The 19,345-nt window shown below is 70.9% G+C and carries 17 protein-coding genes; 11 read left to right on the forward strand and 6 right to left on the reverse strand.

Annotated elements, in window-relative coordinates; translation table 11 throughout:
• The first annotated feature begins 166 nt into the window (after window positions 1–166).
• Window positions 167–1,522 (forward strand): histidine--tRNA ligase, encoded by a 1,356-nt coding sequence (hisS, locus tag DWV08_RS04510; protein ID WP_115412695.1) that lies wholly within the window; start codon window positions 167–169, stop codon window positions 1,520–1,522.
• A gap of 79 nt (window positions 1,523–1,601) precedes the next feature.
• A complete protein-coding gene (gene trxA, locus DWV08_RS04515; RefSeq protein WP_115412696.1) occupies window positions 1,602–1,979 on the forward strand; it encodes a thioredoxin in 378 nt (125 codons plus the stop codon).
• 113 nt (window positions 1,980–2,092) lie between these two features.
• Here the strand turns inward: trxA and DWV08_RS04520 are convergent, their stop codons facing one another.
• On the reverse strand, window positions 2,093–3,940 hold the full coding sequence (locus tag DWV08_RS04520; RefSeq protein WP_115412697.1) for a DEAD/DEAH box helicase: 1,848 nt from the start codon (window positions 3,938–3,940) through the stop codon (window positions 2,093–2,095).
• A 317-nt stretch (window positions 3,941–4,257) separates the two neighbouring features.
• On the opposite strand from DWV08_RS04520, the gene aspS reads away from it, so the two are divergent.
• The gene (aspS, locus tag DWV08_RS04525; RefSeq protein ID WP_115412698.1) at window positions 4,258–6,072 is read left to right on the forward strand and encodes an aspartate--tRNA ligase; all 1,815 of its coding nucleotides are present in this window, start codon (window positions 4,258–4,260) and stop codon (window positions 6,070–6,072) included.
• 86 nt (window positions 6,073–6,158) lie between these two features.
• Here aspS and DWV08_RS04530 read toward each other — a convergent pair whose 3' ends face one another.
• On the reverse strand, window positions 6,159–6,752 hold the full coding sequence (locus DWV08_RS04530) for a DUF3043 domain-containing protein (protein ID WP_115412699.1): 594 nt from the start codon (window positions 6,750–6,752) through the stop codon (window positions 6,159–6,161).
• 61 nt (window positions 6,753–6,813) lie between these two features.
• Between DWV08_RS04530 and DWV08_RS04535 the strand changes: the two genes are divergently transcribed.
• From DWV08_RS04535 to DWV08_RS04565, 7 genes are all read left to right on the forward strand, one after another.
• Window positions 6,814–8,223, forward strand: coding sequence for a dipeptidase (locus tag DWV08_RS04535; protein ID WP_115412700.1), 1,410 nt, complete (start codon window positions 6,814–6,816; stop codon window positions 8,221–8,223).
• Window positions 8,224–8,278: 55 nt separating this feature from the next.
• Window positions 8,279–8,485 carry a hypothetical protein gene (locus DWV08_RS04540; RefSeq protein ID WP_241237397.1) on the forward strand — a complete coding sequence of 69 codons (207 nt, stop codon included), beginning with the start codon at window positions 8,279–8,281 and terminating at the stop codon, window positions 8,483–8,485.
• A 103-nt stretch (window positions 8,486–8,588) separates the two neighbouring features.
• Window positions 8,589–8,948 carry an iron-sulfur cluster insertion protein ErpA gene (gene erpA / locus DWV08_RS04545; RefSeq protein ID WP_115412701.1) on the forward strand — a complete coding sequence of 120 codons (360 nt, stop codon included), beginning with the start codon at window positions 8,589–8,591 and terminating at the stop codon, window positions 8,946–8,948.
• 372 nt (window positions 8,949–9,320) lie between these two features.
• Window positions 9,321–10,259 (forward strand): aa3-type cytochrome oxidase subunit II, encoded by a 939-nt coding sequence (gene ctaC, locus DWV08_RS04550; RefSeq protein WP_115412702.1) that lies wholly within the window; start codon window positions 9,321–9,323, stop codon window positions 10,257–10,259.
• Window positions 10,256–11,968, forward strand: coding sequence for an aa3-type cytochrome oxidase subunit I (gene ctaD / locus DWV08_RS04555; protein WP_115412703.1), 1,713 nt, complete (start codon window positions 10,256–10,258; stop codon window positions 11,966–11,968). Before ctaC ends, ctaD begins: the two co-directional genes overlap by 4 nt.
• Before the next feature lies 1 nt (window position 11,969).
• Window positions 11,970–12,386 carry an aa3-type cytochrome oxidase subunit IV gene (ctaF, locus tag DWV08_RS04560; protein ID WP_115412704.1) on the forward strand — a complete coding sequence of 139 codons (417 nt, stop codon included), beginning with the start codon at window positions 11,970–11,972 and terminating at the stop codon, window positions 12,384–12,386.
• A gap of 687 nt (window positions 12,387–13,073) precedes the next feature.
• Window positions 13,074–13,349: a hypothetical protein gene (locus DWV08_RS04565; protein ID WP_115412705.1), complete on the forward strand. Its 276-nt coding sequence runs from the start codon at window positions 13,074–13,076 to the stop codon at window positions 13,347–13,349.
• A 287-nt stretch (window positions 13,350–13,636) separates the two neighbouring features.
• Here DWV08_RS04565 and qcrB read toward each other — a convergent pair whose 3' ends face one another.
• The 4 genes from qcrB to ctaE form a co-directional block, all read right to left on the reverse strand.
• Entirely contained in the window at window positions 13,637–15,316 is a 1,680-nt protein-coding gene (qcrB, locus tag DWV08_RS04570; RefSeq protein ID WP_115412706.1) for a cytochrome bc1 complex cytochrome b subunit, read from the reverse strand.
• A 4-nt stretch (window positions 15,317–15,320) separates the two neighbouring features.
• The gene (gene qcrA, locus DWV08_RS04575) at window positions 15,321–16,385 is read right to left on the reverse strand and encodes a cytochrome bc1 complex Rieske iron-sulfur subunit (protein ID WP_115412707.1); all 1,065 of its coding nucleotides are present in this window, start codon (window positions 16,383–16,385) and stop codon (window positions 15,321–15,323) included.
• An 8-nt stretch (window positions 16,386–16,393) separates the two neighbouring features.
• Window positions 16,394–17,194: a cytochrome bc1 complex diheme cytochrome c subunit gene (gene qcrC / locus DWV08_RS04580; RefSeq protein WP_115412708.1), complete on the reverse strand. Its 801-nt coding sequence runs from the start codon at window positions 17,192–17,194 to the stop codon at window positions 16,394–16,396.
• Between the two features lie 91 nt (window positions 17,195–17,285).
• Window positions 17,286–18,020 carry an aa3-type cytochrome oxidase subunit III gene (gene ctaE / locus DWV08_RS04585; RefSeq protein ID WP_115412709.1) on the reverse strand — a complete coding sequence of 245 codons (735 nt, stop codon included), beginning with the start codon at window positions 18,018–18,020 and terminating at the stop codon, window positions 17,286–17,288.
• A gap of 236 nt (window positions 18,021–18,256) precedes the next feature.
• On the opposite strand from ctaE, the gene trpD reads away from it, so the two are divergent.
• Window positions 18,257–19,339, forward strand: coding sequence for an anthranilate phosphoribosyltransferase (gene trpD / locus DWV08_RS04590; RefSeq protein WP_115412710.1), 1,083 nt, complete (start codon window positions 18,257–18,259; stop codon window positions 19,337–19,339).
• Window positions 19,340–19,345: the final 6 nt, after the last annotated feature.

The raw sequence follows: 19,345 nt of genomic DNA on the forward strand, positions 1-19,345 counted from the left end.
GCCCGCCGCGGCGCCCTCGTCCGTGCAGGCGGGCCCGGCGCCGCTCCGTCCCGGGCGGGAGCGACGGCCGGCCGCGCCGCGGCGCGTGCCCGCGCACGATGTCCGGGGACGGTTCGGGGGATAATGGCTCGGCCCCCAGTCCGTCATCGCAAAGGATGTGCACCGCATGGCGAAGATCGCCGCCCTGTCAGGATTCCCGGAGTGGCTCCCCGCGGAGCGTCTCGTCGAGCAGCACGTCATCGACGTGTTCCGCGAGGTCGCCGAGCTGCACGGGTTCTCGGGCATCGAGACGCGCGCCGTCGAGCCCCTCGAGCAGCTGCTGCGCAAGGGGGAGATCGACAAGGAGGTGTACGTGCTGCGCCGGCTCCATGCAGAGGAGGACGGCGACGATGCCCGCGAGGACCGCTCGCGCACCCTGGGCCTGCACTTCGACCTCACGGTGCCGCTCGCGCGCTACGTGCTCGAGCACCAGAACGACCTCGCCTTCCCGCTACGCCGGTTCCAGATCCAGAAGGTGTGGCGGGGCGAGCGCCCGCAGGACGGCCGCTTCCGCGAGTTCTACCAGGCCGATCTCGACGTGATCGGCCAGGACACCCTGCCGGGGCACATCGAGGCGGAGGTCGCCGTGGTGATGGCCGAGATCCTCGACCGCCTGCCGGTGCCGGCCTTCACGATCCACGCCAACACCCGCCGCCTCTCCGAGGGCTTCTTCCGGGCGCTGGGCCTGGAGGACCAGGCCGCGGTGCTGCGCAGCCTCGACAAGCTGCCCAAGATCGGGGAGGAGGCCGTGCGGGAGCTGCTGCTCACCGAGGCGGGCGCCACCGAGGAGCAGGCGCGGGCGTGCCTCGCCTTCGCTGCGATCCGCACCCGGGACGCCTCCTTCGCCGAGCAGGTGCGGGCCCTCGGCGGCACCGGCGAGATGGTCGAGCAGGGCATCGCCGAGCTCACCGCGGTGCTCGAACGCGTGGAGGCGGCCGTCCCGGGCGTGATCATGGCGGACCTCTCGATCGCCCGCGGCCTGGACTACTACACGGGGACCGTCTTCGAGACCTTCGTGACCGGCCACGAGTCGCTCGGCTCCATCTGCTCCGGCGGCCGCTACGACGCCCTCGCCTCGGACAACCGCCACACCTATCCCGGCGTGGGGCTCTCCATCGGCCTCTCGCGCCTGGTCTCCCGTCTGCTCTCGGCGGGCCTGGCGACCGCCTCCCGGGCGGTGCCCACCTGCGTGCTGGTCTCGGTCGGCGACGAGAGCCTCCGCGAGCTCAGCGATGCCGCCGCCCGTTCGCTGCGGCGGCGCGGGATCGCGTGCGAGGTCGCGCCCACGGCCGCGAAGTTCGGCAAGCAGATCCGGTACGCGGACCGGCGAGGCATCCCCTTCATCTGGTTCCCGGGGACGGACGGCGCCGCCGACGAGGTCAAGGACATCCGCACGGGGGAGCAGGTCGCGGCCGACGCCGGCAGCTGGGAGCCCCCGGCCGAGGACCGCGCGGTGCGTGTGCTCGGCGCGGCGCAGGAGTGACGCCCGCCCGGCGAGGATGAGCTGGCTCACAGCGCGGCGCCGCGGGAATGTTCCGCGGCGCCGCGACGTTCCAGGGGGCATGGCTACGCTCACCCTGACCACCGAGAACCACGACAAGACCGTCGAGGACGGCATCGTCCTGATCGACTTCTGGGCGGGCTGGTGCGTGCCGTGCCAGCGCTTCGCCCCCATCTTCGAGGAGGCCTCGGACACGCACGAGGACGTCACCTTCGCGAAGGTCGACACCGAGGACCAGCAGGAGCTGGCGATGCGCTACGGCGTCACCTCGATCCCCACCCTGGTCGCCTACCGCGAGGGCGTCCCGGTGTTCTCCCAGGCCGGCGCGCTCCCGCAGTCCGCTCTCGAGGACCTCATCGGCCAGGTGAAGAACCTGGACATGGACGAGGTGCGCAAGGCCTACGCCGAGGCGCAGGCCCAGGCGCAGCAGCAGGACTGACCTCCCGCCCGCCGAGACCCACCGAGAAGGGCCCCGTCACCGCGCATCGCGGTGACGGGGCCCTGTCGCGCGGCGGCCGGCACGCGCCGGCCGCCGCGACCTGAGCGGAGGGCTCAGGCGTCGCCGCGGCGGGGACCGCGGCGCGGGGCGTCGTAGCGACCGCCGCGCTCGTCACGACGGGGTCGGTCGTCGCGGCGGAAGGGTCGCTCGCCGTCCCGGCGCGGCCCCTTGCCGCCGCGCGGGCCGCGGTCCGGGCCGATGCGCAGCTCCCGACCACCCACCTGGGCGCGCGAGATCCGCTCCATCTGCTCCGCGCTCAGCGAGCCTCGGATCTGCACCAGCGAGAAGTGCGGGAAGATCTGGATCTTGCCGATGTCCTTGCCGTGCAGGCCGCCCTCGCCGGTGATCGCGCCGACGATGCCCGGCGGACGGGCGCCGTGGTTGTGGCCCACGCCCACCTTGTAGGAGGTGTACCCGTGCTCCGTGGGCGTGGCCTCGCGCGGGCCGCGGTCGCGCGAGCGCTCCTCGGTGCGCGGCGACGGGGCGGTGAACTCCTCCTCTTCGGTGGCGGAGCCCGGGCCGTCGTCGCCCACCGACATGGCGCCCAGCGCGGCCACCAGATCCAGCGGGTCGATCTCGTTCTCGGCGACGAACTCGCCGATCAGCTCGCGGTACAGCTCCAGCCGGCCCCGGGAGATGCGCTCGGGGACCTGGGTGAGCAGCGCGGCGAGGCGATGCTTGGAGACGTCGCGGGGCGAGGGGATGGTCGCCTCGGCGAGGGTCTGCTTCGTGGCGCGCTCGATGTTCTTCAGCGCGCGGCGCTCGTGGGGGCCGATGAAGGTCAGCGCTTCGCCCGAGCGGCCGGCGCGGCCGGTGCGGCCGATCCGGTGGACGTAGGACTCCGCCTCCTTCGGCACATCGAAGTTGACGACCAGGCCGATCCGCTCCACATCCAGGCCGCGGGCGGCGACGTCGGTGGCGACGAGCACCTGCAGCGAGCCGTCGCGCAGCCGCTCGACGATCTTCTCGCGCTCCTTCTGCGGCACGTCGCCGCTGATGGAGGCGGCGATCAGGCCGCGGGCCACCAGCGAGGTGCCCACCTCCTCGGCCGCGGCACGGGTGCGCACGAACACGATCGCCGCCTCGGCGGGAGACGTCGCGAGCACCCGCGCGAGGGCACCGGTGCGGTGGCGGAAGGGCACCACGGCGTAGGTCTGGCGCACGCTCTTGACGGTCGAGGACTGCGGGGTGACGCTCACCCGCACCGGATCCTTCATGTGCGTCTGGGCGACGCGCTGGATCGCCGCGGGCATCGTCGCGGAGAACAGCGCCACCTGGCGGGAGTCGGGGGAGTGGGAGAGGATCTCCTCGACGTCCTCGGCGAAGCCCATGCGGAGCATCTCGTCGGCCTCGTCGAGCACGGCCACGCGGATGGTGTCCAGGCGCAGGTTGGCCCGGCGCATGTGGTCCATCACGCGGCCTGGGGTGCCCACCACCACCTGGGCGCCGCGGGACAGCGCGCGCTCCTGGGGGCCGTAGGGGGAGCCGCCGTAGAGCGCGACCACGTCGAGCCCGCCCAGCGAGGTCGCGAAGGAGGCGATCGCGTCGGCGACCTGCATCGCCAGCTCACGGGTGGGGGCGAGCACGAGCGCCTGCACCTCCCGCACCGAGGGATCGATCGCGGCCAGCAGGGGGAGGCCGAAGGCGGCGGTCTTGCCGGTGCCGGTCTGGGCCACGCCGATCACGTCGCGGCCCTCCAGCAGCGGCGGGATCGCCTGGGCCTGGATGGCGGAGGGCGTGCTGAAGCCGAGCTCGTCGACCGCCCGGCGCAGCGGCGCCGGCAGGTCGATGTCGTCGAAGCTCGGGCTCGCCGGGGCCTCGGGTGCGGCGTCGGCGGGGGCGGTGGAGCCCTCGGCCACGGGGGCGTCGGCGGAGGCGGGGGCAGGGGAGACGTCGGTCATGGTGTCCTTCGACAGTCAGGGGATGAACAAGCCCTCACGTGTCGCTAGGGCAGGGGCGCCCACACATCTCGCACGACGAGGGCCGTGCGACAGCACGGCGTGGCTCGGGCGAACTCGGGCGGAACAGGACCCGCGATCTCGCAGGTCGGACCGTGGACGAGTCTACGGGCAGCATGGCGCGATCAACAGGCCCCCGATGGCGAGATCGCTCACCCTCCGCGGTAGGGTGGGTCCTCCACGCGCCCCCGCGTGACGGGCCCCGAGGCCCTCCCGCCCGGACGCGCCCCACCCTGTCGTCACCACCAGAAGGACACCCCGTGCTGCGCACCCACACCGCCGGTGAGCTCCGCCAGGAGCACATCGGACAGACCGTCACCCTCACCGGCTGGATCGGCCGTCGCCGTGACCACGGCGGCGTGACGTTCCTCGATCTGCGCGACGCCGGCGGCGTCACCCAGGTGGTGGTGCGCGAGGACGAGGCGATGCACCTGCGGGGCGAGTACGTGCTCAAGGTGATCGGCACCGTGGGCCGTCGCCCGGAGGGCAACGAGAACCCGCAGCTGCCCACCGGCGACATCGAGGTCACCGCGACCGAGGTCGAGGTGCTCAGCACCTCCGCACCGCTGCCCTTCCAGCTCGACGAGCACAGCGAGGTGGGCGAGGAGGCGCGCCTGCGCTACCGCTACCTGGACCTGCGGCGGCAGGGCCCCGCCGCCGCGATGCGCCTGCGCTCCGAGGTGAACCGCGCCGCCCGCGACACCCTGCTGGACCAGGGCTTCGTCGAGGTGGAGACGCCCACCCTCACCCGCTCCACCCCCGAGGGGGCCCGCGACTTCGTGGTGCCCGCGCGCCTCGCGCCCGGCTCCTGGTACGCGCTGCCCCAGTCCCCGCAGCTGTTCAAGCAGCTGCTGATGGTGGGCGGCATCGAGAAGTACTTCCAGCTGGCCCGCTGCTACCGCGACGAGGACTTCCGCGCGGACCGCCAGCCCGAGTTCACGCAGCTCGACGTGGAGATGAGCTTCGTGGACCAGGAGGACGTCATCGCGCTGGCCGAGCAGATCCTCGCCGCCGTGTGGGCGAAGGGCGGTCACGAGGTCGCCGGTCCGTTCCCGCGCATCACCTACGCCGAGTCCATGCGTCGCTACGGCTCCGACAAGCCGGACCTGCGCTTCGACCTCGAGCTCGTGGAGATGACCGAGTACTTCGAGAACACGCCCTTCCGCGTCTTCCAGGCCCCGTACGTCGGCGCGATCGTCATGGCCGGCGGCGCCTCCCAGCCCCGCCGCCAGCTCGACGCCTGGCAGGAGTGGGCCAAGCAGCGCGGCGCGAAGGGCCTGGCCTACGTGCTCGTGCAGGAGGACGGCACGCTCACCGGACCGGTCTCCAAGAACATCTCCGAGCAGGAGAAGGCGGGCCTGCTGGAGAAGACCGGCGCCGCCCCCGGTGACTGCATCTTCTTCGCCGCCGGGGAGCCCAAGAGCTCCCGCGCCCTGCTGGGTGCGGCGCGCGGCGAGATCGCCGAGAAGCTCGGGCTCATCGACGAGGACGCCTTCGCCTTCGTGTGGGTGGTGGACGCGCCGATGTTCGAGCCGGCCGCCGAGGCGCGCGCCGCCGGGGACGTCGCCGTGGGCGCCGGGGCCTGGACGGCAGTGCACCACGCCTTCACCTCGCCGAAGCCCGAGTACCTCGACACCTTCGACACCGACCCCGGCTCGGCCCTCGCCTACGCCTACGACATCGTGTGCAACGGCAACGAGATCGGCGGCGGCTCGATCCGCATCCACTCCCAGGACGTGCAGCGGCGCGTCTTCGAGGTGATGGGGATCGGGGCCGAGGAGGCGCAGGAGAAGTTCGGCTTCCTGCTGGACGCCTTCCAGTACGGCGCCCCGCCGCACGGCGGCATCGCCTTCGGCTGGGACCGCATCGTGGCCCTGCTGGCGGGGGAGGAGTCGATCCGCGAGGTGATCGCCTTCCCCAAGACCGGCAACGGCTTCGATCCGCTCACCGCGGCACCGGCGCCGATCACCGCCCAGCAGCGCAAGGAGGCCGGCGTGGACGCCGTGCCCGCAGCGCCCGCCGCGGGGCAGGGGGCGCCGGACGGCGTCCGGGCGTCGTCGGCCGAGGAGTCCTGAGCCCGGCCCGCGGCCCTGCGGCCCGCACATGACGACGGCCGACGCGGAGATCCGCGTCGGCCGTCGTCATGTGTGCTCAGCGCACCTCAGCGCGGGTCCTGGCCGTGCCTGATCTGGGGGCGCGGGAGCCGGAAGCGGCGGATCTGGATCGCCCGCATGATGCCGTAGCCCACCAGGCCGGCGCCCACCGTGTCGAAGCGCTCGGTGAGCGCCGCGCGCAGACGCCGGCGCAGCACGAAGCCGTCCACCACGCACAGCGCGATGCCGCCCCACAGCACCACCACCATGCCGGTGCTCAGCAGGGCGGTGAGCTCGGGCCGGATCAGCGGCAGCACCAGTGCCACCAGCATGAACACCAGGGCGATGGGGAAGAAGTACTCGGCGAGGTTGCGCCGGGAGTCGACCACGTCGCGCACGAAGCTGCGCTCCGGGCCGCGGTGCTGGGCCGGCATCCTCTTCTCGTCACCGGTCATGAGCGCCTGCTGGGCCTCGGCCCGCTCCCGGTTCGCGCGCTCGCGGTCGCGGCGTCGGGCCTCCTTGCGGTCATCGACCACCAGGGGCCGACGGCGCGCCGCCTCGGCCTCCTTCCGGGTGCGGGTGGGACGGCCCTTGGAGCCGGGGCGCGAAGGCTGCGCCGCGGGCTCGGGGCTCTGCGGGGGCTCGGACTTGCGGAAGATCACCGCAGCAGTCTAGGCGACGTGCGGCGCGCTGCCTGCGTCGGGCGGCGGTACCGTGAGGGCCATGAACTCTCCCGATCCCGCCACCAGCGCCGCACCCGCCGGAGACTCCGAGGAGGTGGCGGCCCTGCGTGCTCGGCTGGAGGCGCTCCTCCCCGCCGCCGTGGACGATCTCCGCGACCTCGTGCGCATCCCCTCCGTGGCCTTCCCCGGCTACGACCGCGAGCCCGTGCGTCGCAGCGCCGAGGCGGTGGCCGCACTGCTGCGCGACGCCGGCATGGCGGAGGTCGCGATCGAGTCCGTGGAGGGTGGCAGCCCCGCGGTGATCGGCCGCACCCCGGCGGCGGAAGGGCGTCCCACGGTGATGCTGTACGCGCACCACGACGTCCAGCCCACCGGTGACGTCGAGGACTGGACCAGCGCCCCGTTCGAGCCCGTGGAGCGCGAGGGTCGCCTGTACGGACGCGGCGCGGCCGACGACAAGGCCGGCGTGATGGCGCACGTCACGGCGCTGCGCCTGGTGGGCGAGGAGCTGGCCGCCGACGGGATCGGGGTGACCGTCTTCGTGGAGGGCGAGGAGGAGGCCGGCTCGCCCACCTTCCGCCCGTTCATCGAGGCCTTCCGCGACCGTCTCGAGGCCGATCTCATCATCGTCGCGGACTCCGCGAACTGGGCCGTGGGGACCCCGGCGCTCACCACGAGCCTCCGCGGCGTGGTGGACCTGGTGGTCGAGGTGCGTGCCCTGGAGCATGCCGTCCACTCGGGGCTCTTCGGCGGCCCGGTGCTCGACGCCCTCACCCAGCTCTCCCGTCTGCTCGCCACCCTGCACGACGAGAACGGAGAGGTCGCGGTCGAGGGACTCACCCGCGCGGCGGACCCGACGGTGGAGATGGAGGAGGCGGACTACCGGCGGGACGCCGGGGTGGTCGACGGCGCCGAGCTCTCCGGTGTCGGTCCGCTCACCGCCCGCCTGTGGGCGCGCCCCGCGCTCTCCGTGATCGGCATCGACGCGCCGAGCGTGCGCGATGCCTCGAACACTCTGGTGCCCGTCTCCCGCGCCAAGGTCTCCCTGCGCATCCCGCCGGGCGAGGACCCCGACGCGGCGATGGCCGCGCTGGTGGCGCACCTGGAGCGGTACGCCCCCGCCACCGCGCAGGTCACCGTGCGCGAGGGGGAGAAGGGCAAGCCCTACAGCGCTCGCCAGGATGCGCCGTCGATGGACCTGGCGCGCTCCGCCTTCGCCCGGGCCTGGGGCACGGACGCCGTGGACACCGGGCTGGGCGGCTCGATCCCCTTCATCGCGGATCTCCTTGAGGTGTTCCCCGGCGCGGAGGTGCTGGTCACCGGGGTGGAGGATCCGGAGTCCCGCGCACACGGCGTGGACGAGTCCCTGCACCTGGGCGAGTTCGCGAAGGTGTGCCTGGCGGAGGCCCTGCTGCTGCGCGGGGCCGGAGTGCTGGGCGGCCGCGGATGAGCGCCTCGAACGGTTCGACGGGATCCGGACACCCCCGTCCCCGCTGCTGGTGCCGATGCTGATGCTCGGTCTGCTGCTGGGCTTCCTCGCCGGGTACTTCCTGCTGTGGTGGGGCGCGCTGGTGGTGCTCGCCGTGATGGGCACCGCGGCGGCGATGGTGGTCGCGGGTCGCAGCCGCGACGGGGCCACCGGGGTCGTGGCCGGGGTGCTGATGGGTTACCTGGGGATCCTGCTGGTCGCCCTGTTCCGCGGCGTGCTGTGAAACCGGCGGCGGAGCGTGCCCTCCGTCCGTGCGGCGCAGCTCGCACCCCGCGGACGGCCCGCGGGGCGTATCCTGGCGGGACACGAGCTTCGAGGAGGACCTCATGACCACGCCCACCACCGAGCGCCCCACTGCGGCGCATGGCGTCACCCTCACCTCCGGCGCCGCGCAGAAGGTGACCACGCTGCTGGAGCAGGAGGGGCGCGACGATCTCCGTCTGCGCATCGCGGTGCAGCCCGGCGGCTGCTCCGGCCTCATCTACCAGCTGTACTTCGACGAGCGGCTGATGGACAACGATCTGGTCGCCGAGTTCGACGGGGTCGAGGTGATCGTCGACAAGATGAGCAGCCCGTACCTCAGCGGAGCGGTCATCGACTTCTCCGACACGATCGAGAAGCAGGGCTTCACCATCGACAACCCGAACGCGGGCAGCTCCTGCGCCTGCGGCGACTCCTTCAGCTGAGCTGACGCACGGCGGCCCGGAGCCGCCGCGCACCCGTGAGGGGCCCGACCGGATGACGATCACGTCACCCGGGCGGGCCCCTCACCTGTGACGGCCGTGACGCCGAGGTCACGGACCGGTCACGGACGGTCGGGAGCGACAGGCCGCGGCGAGTCGAGGTGCCCGCACCACCTCCGGAAAGCCGTATGATGACGTTGTGCCGTCAAAGGGCAGGCCCTGGGCCGGTCTCGGCTCCTCCCTCGAGGGAGGAGCGCGGCACTGTGGGCATGCCCCGCCCACATCAGCACCAGCTCCGGGCCATGGAGCCGGAACGAGCCCCGTCGCTCGGCCCGACACCGTGGCCGGGAGACGACGAGCGGAAGGTCATCCCCTGTGATCCCCCAGGTCCCCCAGCGCGCGCGGCGTGGACGCCGCGCCGCCGCAGCAGGCCTCGCCCTGGCCACACTGGTCCTCGCCGGCTGCTCCCAGGCGCAGCAGCGCGGGTTCTTGCCCGGCCCGGCCGACGGTCAGGAGGTCACCGACCAGACCGAGCGGATCACGAATCTGTGGGTCGGGTCCTGGGCCATCCTCGTGGTCGTGGGCCTCATCATCTGGGGCCTGACGATCTGGTGCGCGATCGCGTACCGGCGCCGCAAGCACGACAAGGGCTTCCCGGTGCAGCTGCGCTACCACGTGCCGCTCGAGCTGATGTTCACGCTCGTGCCCGTGGTGATGGTGCTGACCTTCTTCTACTTCACCCAGCGCGACGCCCGTGAGATCGAGATGCACGTGGCCGAGCCGGACTACACCGTCAACGTGGTCGGCAAGCAGTGGAGCTGGGACTTCAACTACGTCGACGACGACGTCCACGAGCCCGCCGGTGTGCAGTCCTTCGCCACCGGTGAGGACGGCGCCGCCGAGTCCCTGCCCACCCTGTACCTCCCCGTGGGGCAGACGGTCGAGTTCCGCCTCGACTCCCGTGACGTGATCCATTCGTTCTGGGTCGTGGACTTCCTCTACAAGAAGGACATGATGCCGGGGCACACCACCAGCTTCCAGGTCACGCCCACCCGTGAGGGCACCTACGAGGGCAAGTGCGCCGAGCTCTGCGGCGAGTACCACTCGGACATGCTCTTCAACGTGGAGGTCGTCTCCCAGGAGGAGTTCGACGCCCACATGCAGGAGCTGCGCGACCAGGGCTACGAGGGCCAGCTGGGCGTGGACCTGAACCGCAATGAGGAGGAGTGGAGCATGCGCGAGCGCTCGGACGACGCCGGGCCCCGCTACACCGAGGAGACCTCCTCCACCGGCACCGAGGGAGACAACGAGTGAGCACCGAGACCACCGCCGCGCCGACCGCCTCGGCGCCCGCGCGGTTCCAGGAGGCGCGGCCGACCTCGCTCGGCCAGTCGTTCTTCAACCTGCTGACCACCACCGATCACAAGCTGATCGGCAAGATGTACATGGGCATGGCGTTTGCGTTCTTCGCGTTCGGCGGCCTGCTCGCCCTGGGGATCCGCACCGAGCTCTGGGAGCCGGGACTGCAGGTCGTGGTCTCCAAGGACCAGTACAACCAGCTGTTCACGATGCACGGCACGATCATGTTGCTGATGTTCGGCACCCCGCTGTTCAACGGCTTCGCGAACTACCTGGTGCCCCTGCAGATCGGCGCCGTCGACATGGCGTTCCCGCGCCTGAACATGTTCGCCTTCTGGGTGACGCTGTTCGGCTCGCTGATCGTGGTCTCCGGCTTCCTCACCCCGCAGGGCGCGGCCTCCTTCGGATGGTTCGCCTATGCGCCGCTGTCGGACACCACGTTCTCGCCCGGCCTGGGCGGTGATCTGTGGGTGTTCGGCCTGGCCCTGCAGGGCTTCGGCACGATCCTCGGCTCGGTCAACTTCATCACCACGATCCTGTGCATGCGCATGCCGGGCATGACGATGTTCCGGATGCCGATCTTCACCTGGAACACGCTGATCACCGCGGTGCTGGTGCTGATGGCCTTCCCGCCACTGGCCTCCGCGCTGCTGGCGCTGGGCGCCGACCGACGCTTCGACGCGAACATCTTCGATCCGTCCAACGGCGGCCCGGTGCTGTGGCAGCACCTGTTCTGGTTCTTCGGTCACCCCGAGGTGTACGTGCTCGCGCTGCCGTTCTTCGGCATCGCCACCGAGATCATCCCGGTGTTCTCGCGCAAGCCGATCTTCGGCTACAAGACCCTCGTGGGCGCGACCATCTCCATCGCGGCGCTGTCCGTGACCGTGTGGGCGCACCACATGTACACCACCGGCGCCGTGATGCTGGACTTCTTCGCCTTCATGACGATGCTGATCGCCGTGCCGACGGGCGTGAAGTTCTTCAACTGGGTGGGCACCATGTGGCGCGGCTCGCTCACCTTCGAGACGCCGATGCTGTTCACCCTCGGCTTCCTCACCACCTTCATCTTCGGCGGCCTGACGGGCGTGATCCTGTCCTCGCCGGTGCTGGACTTCCACATCTCCGACACGTACTTCGTGGTCGCGCACTTCCACTACGTGATGGCCGGCACCGTGGTCTTCGAGATGTTCGCAGGCTTCTACTTCTGGTGGCCGAAGATGTTCGGCTACAAGCTCAGCGAGAGCATCGGCAAGCTGCACTTCTGGCTGCTGACCATCGGCTTCCACATGACCTTCCTCATCCAGCACTGGCTGGGCGTGGACGGCGCACCGCGCCGCTACGTCAACTACCTCGCCGAGGACGGCTTCGACTGGATGAACCAGATCTCCACCGTGGGCGCGTTCATCATGGGTGCCTCCACCCTGCCGTTCCTGCTCAACGTGGTGCTCACGCACCTCAAGGGCGTCAAGGTGGAGGTCGACGACCCGTGGGGCTACGGTGCGTCCCTCGAGTGGGCGACCAGCTGCCCGCCCCCGCGCCACAACTTCCACTCCCTGCCGCGCGTGCGGTCCGAGCGTCCGGCGTTCGATCTCCACCACCCGGAGGTCGCGCTGCAGGACCACATGCTCGCCGAAGAACCCGCCGTGAACCCGAGGACGAACTGACATGAGAGCTAGCGCAAAGATCTTCTGGATCCTAGGAGTCTTCTTCCTGGTCGTCGCGATCGCCTACGGCATCATCACGGCGCGCTACGAGCCGCTGGGCATCGAGACCGTCGGCTTCCCGGCGATGCTGGCCCTGGCGGGCCTGGCGTTCATGATCGCCATGGCCCTCTCGATCGCGGTGCGTCGTCACGACCTCGGTGCCTCCGAGCACCTCGACGCAGAGGTCTCCGACGACCACGGCGTGCAGGGCAGCTTCTCCCCGTACAGCTGGGCCCCCCTGTGGGCCGCGGTGGGCGGTTCGCTCTGCTTCCTCGGCGTCGCCGCAGGGTGGTGGATCTTCGCCTTCGGCATCATCTTCGCGATCTACGGCGTGCTCAGCTGGGTGCTGGAGTTCTCCTCCGGTCAGCACGCGCACTGACGGCCTCACCGCCGGGCGGCCCCGCCGCCGCAGTCTCCTCGAGGGCCCCGCACCGAACTCGGTGCGGGGCCCTCGTCGCTCTGCGATCGAGGTGGGGGAGGCATGGCGGTGGCGTGGAGACGGCGAGGGGGAGCGCTGTGCGGCGGTCGACGCCCCGGTGTGCGATGCGTACGTGGTCGGAGTGCTGGGGCGGGGAGTCAGGGCCCCGCGTCGAGGCTCCTTCCACAGTGCCGTGCGCGGCTGCGGCAGTGACGGCGGACGACGACGGCACATCCTCCACGGGGCACAAATGAAAAAAGACGGGATCCGTGGAACAGCAGAAAAAGTCTGTGCGACGAGGCCTGGCGGAGCAGCAGCGCCCGCAGAGGGGCAGCAGCGCCCGCAGGGGAGAAGAAGCGCCCGCAGAGGGGCAGCTCCCCCGGACGACGGAGGGCAGGGCACGCACGGTGCTACCGTGAGCGCACACGGGCATTGCACCGTCTGGATCCCCCTCCCGCGGGGGCCTGGTCCGAGCTCCGTCCCCTCCCGTCGTGGAAGGGTCCATCTCGTCGTGGCAGGAACCGCGCGGTGACGGTCACGGGGCCCTACGGGCCGTGGCGCCTGAGGGGGCTCGAGGTGCCGGGACGGACTCGACGCCTGGCGCCGGTGCAGAGGCGCACCGTGGCGCGGACACAGAGGGGGAGCGGGATGATCAGCAGGGACGAGACCGTGGAGGCGACGGCCCGGCGTCGTCTCGCCCGCCTGTTCCCGGGTGATCCGGAGTGCGCCGCCGCCGTCGCCTGGGCGAAGGAGGTCCTGGGCGAGTCGGGTCTGGATCCGTCGAAGGCCCCGCTGCGGTCGATGCGCAGCCTGCGGCGCGCAGAGCGTCGGCTCGACCTGCTCTCTGCTCGCTATCTCGTGGAGCGCGCGGCGGGCCGGCCCCGACGAGGCCCGCGCGGCCCTCGCAACCCGCTGCTGCACTGACTGCGAGGAGGGCAGTGTCCTCCGGCGCCGCGGGCCGGCAGCCTGAGGGCGCGACCCCGCGTCCATCCGTGTCGGGGAGGCCACCGCGGCAGCGGGGGAGGACCGCCCGCTGGTCGTCCTCGCGGATGCCCCGGACGCCTCACACGCCCGTCCGCGCGTGCGACCCCGGCCCGCGCGTGCGACCCCGACGCGCGAGCATAGGACCGACCGTGGCGACGACGAACGGGCCCCGAGGGAGTTCTTCTCCCTCGGGGCCCGTGCTCATGCCGCGGTGCGGTGCCGGCCTCTCAGTGGACCGCCTTCTCCGCGGGGGTGCGGTAGTCGCCGCCGGTGGCCGCGTCGATGACGTGCTTCTCGTGGCCCGCATGCTCGAGCGCGGCCCGCAGCTCGGCGGGGGTGACCGGCTCGATGCGGTCCTTGAAGAAGAAGCTGGTGGCCTTGGCGCGCAGCGAGGACACACCCTTGCCCGCCTTCAGCGGCCGGTAGTCGTCGTGCTGGACCAGCACCCAGCGGTCGTAGTCGCTCAGCGGCTCATGGATCTCCAGCATCTCGCCGCTCTGGGTGCGCACCACCCGCGAGGTCTCCTCGCCGTGCAGCGCGAGGGTGCGCTTCTGACGCTGGATCGAGAGACACAGTCGCTTGGTGATGTAGAACGACAGGATCGGCGCCACGAAGAACGCGATACGGAACGTCCATGTCAGGTCGTTGATCGACAGATCCAGGGCGATCGCGATGAGGTCGTTCGTCGCCGCGAGCGCCAGGATCAGGTACATCATGATCCAGGCCACGCCGATGCCGCTGCGCACGGGGGCGTTGTACGGCAGATCGTTCAGGTGGTGCTCCCGGTCGTCACCGGTCACCCAGGACTCGATGAAGGGGTACAGGGCGAGGAAGCCCAGCAGCCCGCCGTACACGGCGAAGGGGATCAGCATGTTCAGCGAGATCACGTAGCCGAAGATCGTGAACTCCCAGCCCGGGATGAGGCGCAGGCCGCCGTCGGTCCAGAGCATGTACCAGTCCGGCTGCGAGCCGGCGGAGACGGGGGAGGGATCGTACGGGCCGTACACCCACACCGCATTGATGGAGGTGGTGGCCGAGATCAGCGTGATGATGCCGAAGACCAGGAAGAAGAAGCCGCCGGCCTTCGCCGCGTAGACCGGGAACACCGGGAAGCCCACGACGTTCCGCTCGGTGCGGCCGGGACCGGGGTACTGGGTGTGCTTGTGCAGCACCAGCAGCACCAGGTGGATTCCGATCAGCGCCAGGATCATCGCCGGCACCAGCAGGATGTGGATCGTGAACAGGCGCGGGATGATGTCGGTGCCCGGGAACTCCCCGCCGAAGAGCAGCATCGACAGGTAGGTGCCCACGATCGGGATGGCCTTCATCAGCCCGTCGATCACGCGCAGGCCGTTGCCCGAGAGGACGTCGTCCGGGAGGGAGTAGCCGGAGAACCCGGCCACCATGCCCAGCACCATCAGCGTGAAGCCGACGAGCCAGTTCAGCTCACGCGGCTTGCGGAACGCGCCGGTGAAGAACACACGGAACATGTGCACGAAGATCGCGACCATGAACACCAGCGCGGACCAGTGGTGCATCTGGCGGAACAGCAGCCCGCCGCGGAGCTCGAAGGAGATCTCCAGCGTGGACTCGAAGGCGCGGGACATGGTCAAGCCCTGCATCGCCTCGTAGGGCCCGTTGTAGACGACCTCCTCCATCGAGGGGTCGAAGAACATCGTGAGGAAGGTGCCCGAGATCAGCAGGATGACGAAGCTGTACAGCGCCACCTCGCCGAACATGAACGACCAGTGGTCGGGGAAGATCTTGCGGGCGATGAACTTGACGAAGCCACCTCCGGAGAGGCGCTGGTCGAGCCAGTCGCCGCCCACCGCGCCGAGCTTGTACACACGCGAGGAGCTCTCGCCGTCGGAAGCCTGCTTCCGGGTGCTGGGAATCGTGGTCGTCACGTGATCACAGGTCCTTGTGGATGTTCCAGAAGCTGGGCCCGATCGGCTCGGTGAAGTCACCGGGAGCGACGAGGTAGCCCTCGTCGTCGACCTCGATCGGCAGCTGGGGCAGCGGGCGGTGCGCGGGGCCGAAGATCACCTTGGCGCCGTCGGTGACGTCGAAGGTGGACTGGTGGCACGGGCACAGCATGTGGTGGGTCTGCTGCTCGTACAGCGCCACGGGGCAGCCCACGTGGGTGCAGATCTTCGAGAACGCCAGCACGCCGTCCACGCCCATCGACATGGACTCGTCGTTCTTCGAGAGCGCGGGATCGAAGCGCACGATCACGGCGGCGGCCTTGGCGCGCTCCTCGAGGTGGTGGGGCGTCTCGTGGGTGAGACCCTCGGGCATCACGTGGAAGATGGAGTTCAGCGCCACGTCCGAGAGCTTGATCGGGGTGCCGTCGTGGTCCCGCGCGAGGCGCTGACCGGGGTTGTGGCCCCAGAAGGTGTGGTGGAGCTTGTTGCCCGGGAGCGGGCCCAGCGTGGAGAGCGGGGCGAGCACGGCGATCGGCAGGGCCGCGAGCGAGGCCACCATCGCGGTGACGATCAGCGGGCGGCGCGCGATCCCGGACTCCTCGAGGCCGTCCTGGATGATGCCGGCGGCGATCTCCCGGGTCTCGTCGGAGCTGCGGATGTCGTGGCGCTCCTCGACCATCTCCTCATCGGGCATGAGGGTCTTGGCCCAGTGCACGGCGGCGGCGCCGATGAAGAAGACGGCGATCGCGAGGCCGAGGCCCGTGACCAGGTTCGACCACCACAGGGCGCTGCTGGACTGCTCCTCGGCGAAGAGGTTGGTCCCGGTGGGGGTCACCACGAAATACGCGGCGATGAAGATGACCGTGCCGATCACGCTGAGGAGGAACATGCCGGCGACGACGCGCTCGGCGCGCTTCTCCGCGGCCTTGGAGAGATCGGCCTGACGCGGGACGTGGGGAGGCAGGCCCGGGTTCGGGAAGCCGCCGCCCTCCTTGGGGGCGATGGCGCTGACTCCGCGGGCGGGGGAGCTGCCGTCGGGATTGGTGTTCATGCTCGCATTCACTTGGCCTTCGCCCCCAGCCAGACTGCGCAGCCCAGGAGAAGGGACAGGATGATGGTCCACGCGTACAGGCCCTCGGTCACCGGGCCCAGCGAACCGAGCGAGATGCCGCCCGGGGAGCCGGTCTCCTCGAGGGTCTCGAGGTAGGTGATGACGTCGCGCTTGTCGGAGGGGGAGAGGTTGTTGTCGTTGAACACCGGCATGTTCTGCGGGCCGGTCTCCATCGCCGAGTAGACGTGGCGGGGCTCGACGCCCGTGACGGGCGGCGCGTACTTGCCGCGGGTCAGGGCGCCGCCGGCGCCGGCCGCGTTGTGGCACATGGCGCAGTTGATGCGGAAGATCTCGCCGCCCTTGGTGGCGTCGCCCTGGCTGGTGTCCAGCCATTCGTCGGCCGGGACGGCTGGGCCCGGGCCCAGCGAGGCCACGTAGGCGGCGAGCTGGCGGGTCTGCTCCTCGGTCATCTGCGGGGGCTTGCGCGCGGCCTGCGCGCCGGAGGCCTGCATCGGCATGCGGCCGGTGCCCACCTGGAAATCGACGGCGGCGGCGCCGACACCGATCAGGGACGGCCCCAGCGTGCTGCCGTCGGCATCCGTGAGGCCCTCGGCGTTGCGGCCGTGGCAGGTGGCGCAGTTGGCGAGGAACAGGGCCTCGCCGGCGTCGACGTCGTCCTGCGTGTAGGCCTCGGCCTGTGCCGTCTGCGGCGCCAGGGCCGCGTACAGCCCACCGGTCGCGACCAGCGCGAGCAGCAGGATCACGAGTAGCGCCATCGGGTGATGGCGACGTGCGGCGAGAGCCTTCACGGTTCGGACCTCGATTCGTGGAGGGGACGGGCGGGGGGAGGGAGGAGTGTGCGGGGCGTGCCGGGCATCGGGAGCGGCACCTCGACGGGGCTCAGAAGATGCTCCAGTTGAACGTCACCGGGATGACATGGCTCGGATCGCCGAGGGTCATGATCGGATCGAGCATGTACACGATGAAGAACAGCACGATCCACACCACGTCGACGAAGTGCCAGTAGTACGAGATGCAGATCGCCGAGACCTGCTCGTGCGAGGTGAACTCCTCGGCGACGTAGGCCCGCATCAGCACCATCAGGAAGGCGATGAGACCGCCGAGCACGTGGAGGCCGTGGAAGCCCGTGGAGAGATAGAAGACGGAGCTGAAGGGCGAGGCGGACATCGTCACGCCGTGGTGGACCAGCTCGGTGTACTCGTAGGCCTGGCCGGCCACGAAGACCGCGCCGAGCACGAAGGTGAGCTGGTACCACTCGATCATGCCCCAGCCGGCGATGTTGAAGATCGAGCCCTCGCGGCGCTTGCGCGGGGTGAACGGCGCGCCCCACGGGAAGCGTCCCTCGGCGAGGAACACGCCCATCTGGCACGTCACCGAGCTGAACACCAGGATCGTGGTGTTCACCAGGGCGAAGCCGTGCGTGAAGTGGGACTGGCCGTCGGCGAAGGTCTCCGGCGCCATCGAGCGCAGCGTGAAGAACATCGCGAACAGGCCGCCGAAGAACATGAGCTCGCTGGACAGCCAGACGAGGGTGCCGATCTGCGTCGGGTTCGGCCGGCCGACCGCTGGGGCGGCAGCGGGGGAGGGGCGCTCAGTCAGGGTCGCAGTAGTCACGTCACCATTATGTCGTGTCGTCAGATTCGGTGTGCCGGTACACGACGACCGGGCACATCGCGGGGCCTGCGCCCCGGGCGGTCCGGGCCAGCATATCCCTCCTGACGTCCTGTCACGAACCGGGACACGCTCCGGATCTGCCCTGGTGGTCGGCCATGTGCGCGGCCGTGACCGTTCCGTGATCCGATCCGTGACCGGGTCGACTCGGCGCGGTGCGGGGATGCGATGATCGGGGGATGAGCGAGAACTCCCCGACCTGGTCCCGTATCACCGCGCGTCTGGTGCGCGGGGACGCGCTGGAGCCCGTGGAGGCGGCATGGGCGATGGACGAGGTGATGTCCGGGGCGGCGACCCCGGTGCAGCTCGCCGGCTTCCTGGTGGCGCTGCAGGCCAAAGGTGTGACCAGCCCGGAGCTGGAGGCGCTCGCGGATTCGATGATCGCCCACGCGCGCACCGTGGAGGCGCCGCGGGACGCGGTGGACATCGTCGGGACCGGGGGCGACCTCGCGCAGACCGTCAACATCTCGACCATGGCCGCGGTGGTGATCGCCTCCACCGGCCGCCCGGTGGTCAAGCACGGCAACCGCGCCTCGACCTCGAAGTCCGGCTCGGCGGACGTGCTCGAGGCGCTCGGGGTGCGCCTGGACCTCCCCGTCGACGCCGCGGCGGGGATGGTGGAGCGGATCGGCATGACCTTCCTGTTCGCACAGGTGTTCCACCCCTCGATGAAGCACGCCGCGGAGGCACGTCGCGGCCTGGGCATCCCCACCGTCATGAACATCCTCGGACCGATCACGAACCCGGCGCGGCCCCGCGCCAGCGCCGTCGGCGTGGCGGACCCGGTGATCGCGCCCACGGTCGCCGGGGTCTTCGCCTCGCGCGGCACCAGCGCTCTGGTGTTCCGCGGGCAGGACGGACTGGACGAGCTCACCGTCACCGCGCCCTCGGACGTCTGGGAGGTGCGCGGCGGCCAGGTGCGCGAGCACGTGCTCGATCCGTCGGAGCTGCTGGGTGTCCCGCGCAGCGGCCATGACGCGCTCCGCGGGGGCACCGCCGAGGAGAACGCGCAGGTGGCCCGTGACCTCTATGCCGGCGAGCGGAGCGGGCGGATGGGAGCGGTCCGTGACGCGGTGCTGCTGAACGCCGCCGCGGGCGCCGTCGCCTTCGACGGGATCGGCCAGGAGGCGCAGGACGGCTTCGCGCAGCGCTTCGCCGCCGCGTTCGACGAGGTCGGTGCGGCGCTGGACTCCGGACGGCCCGCGGCCCTGATCGAGAACTGGTCGACCGCGTCCCGGGAGCTGAGCGACCCGGCCGGCTGACGCCCC

Origin of the sequence: Brachybacterium saurashtrense, from assembly GCF_003355475.1 — a bacterium.
Taxonomy (GTDB): Bacteria; Actinomycetota; Actinomycetes; order Actinomycetales; family Dermabacteraceae; genus Brachybacterium; species Brachybacterium saurashtrense.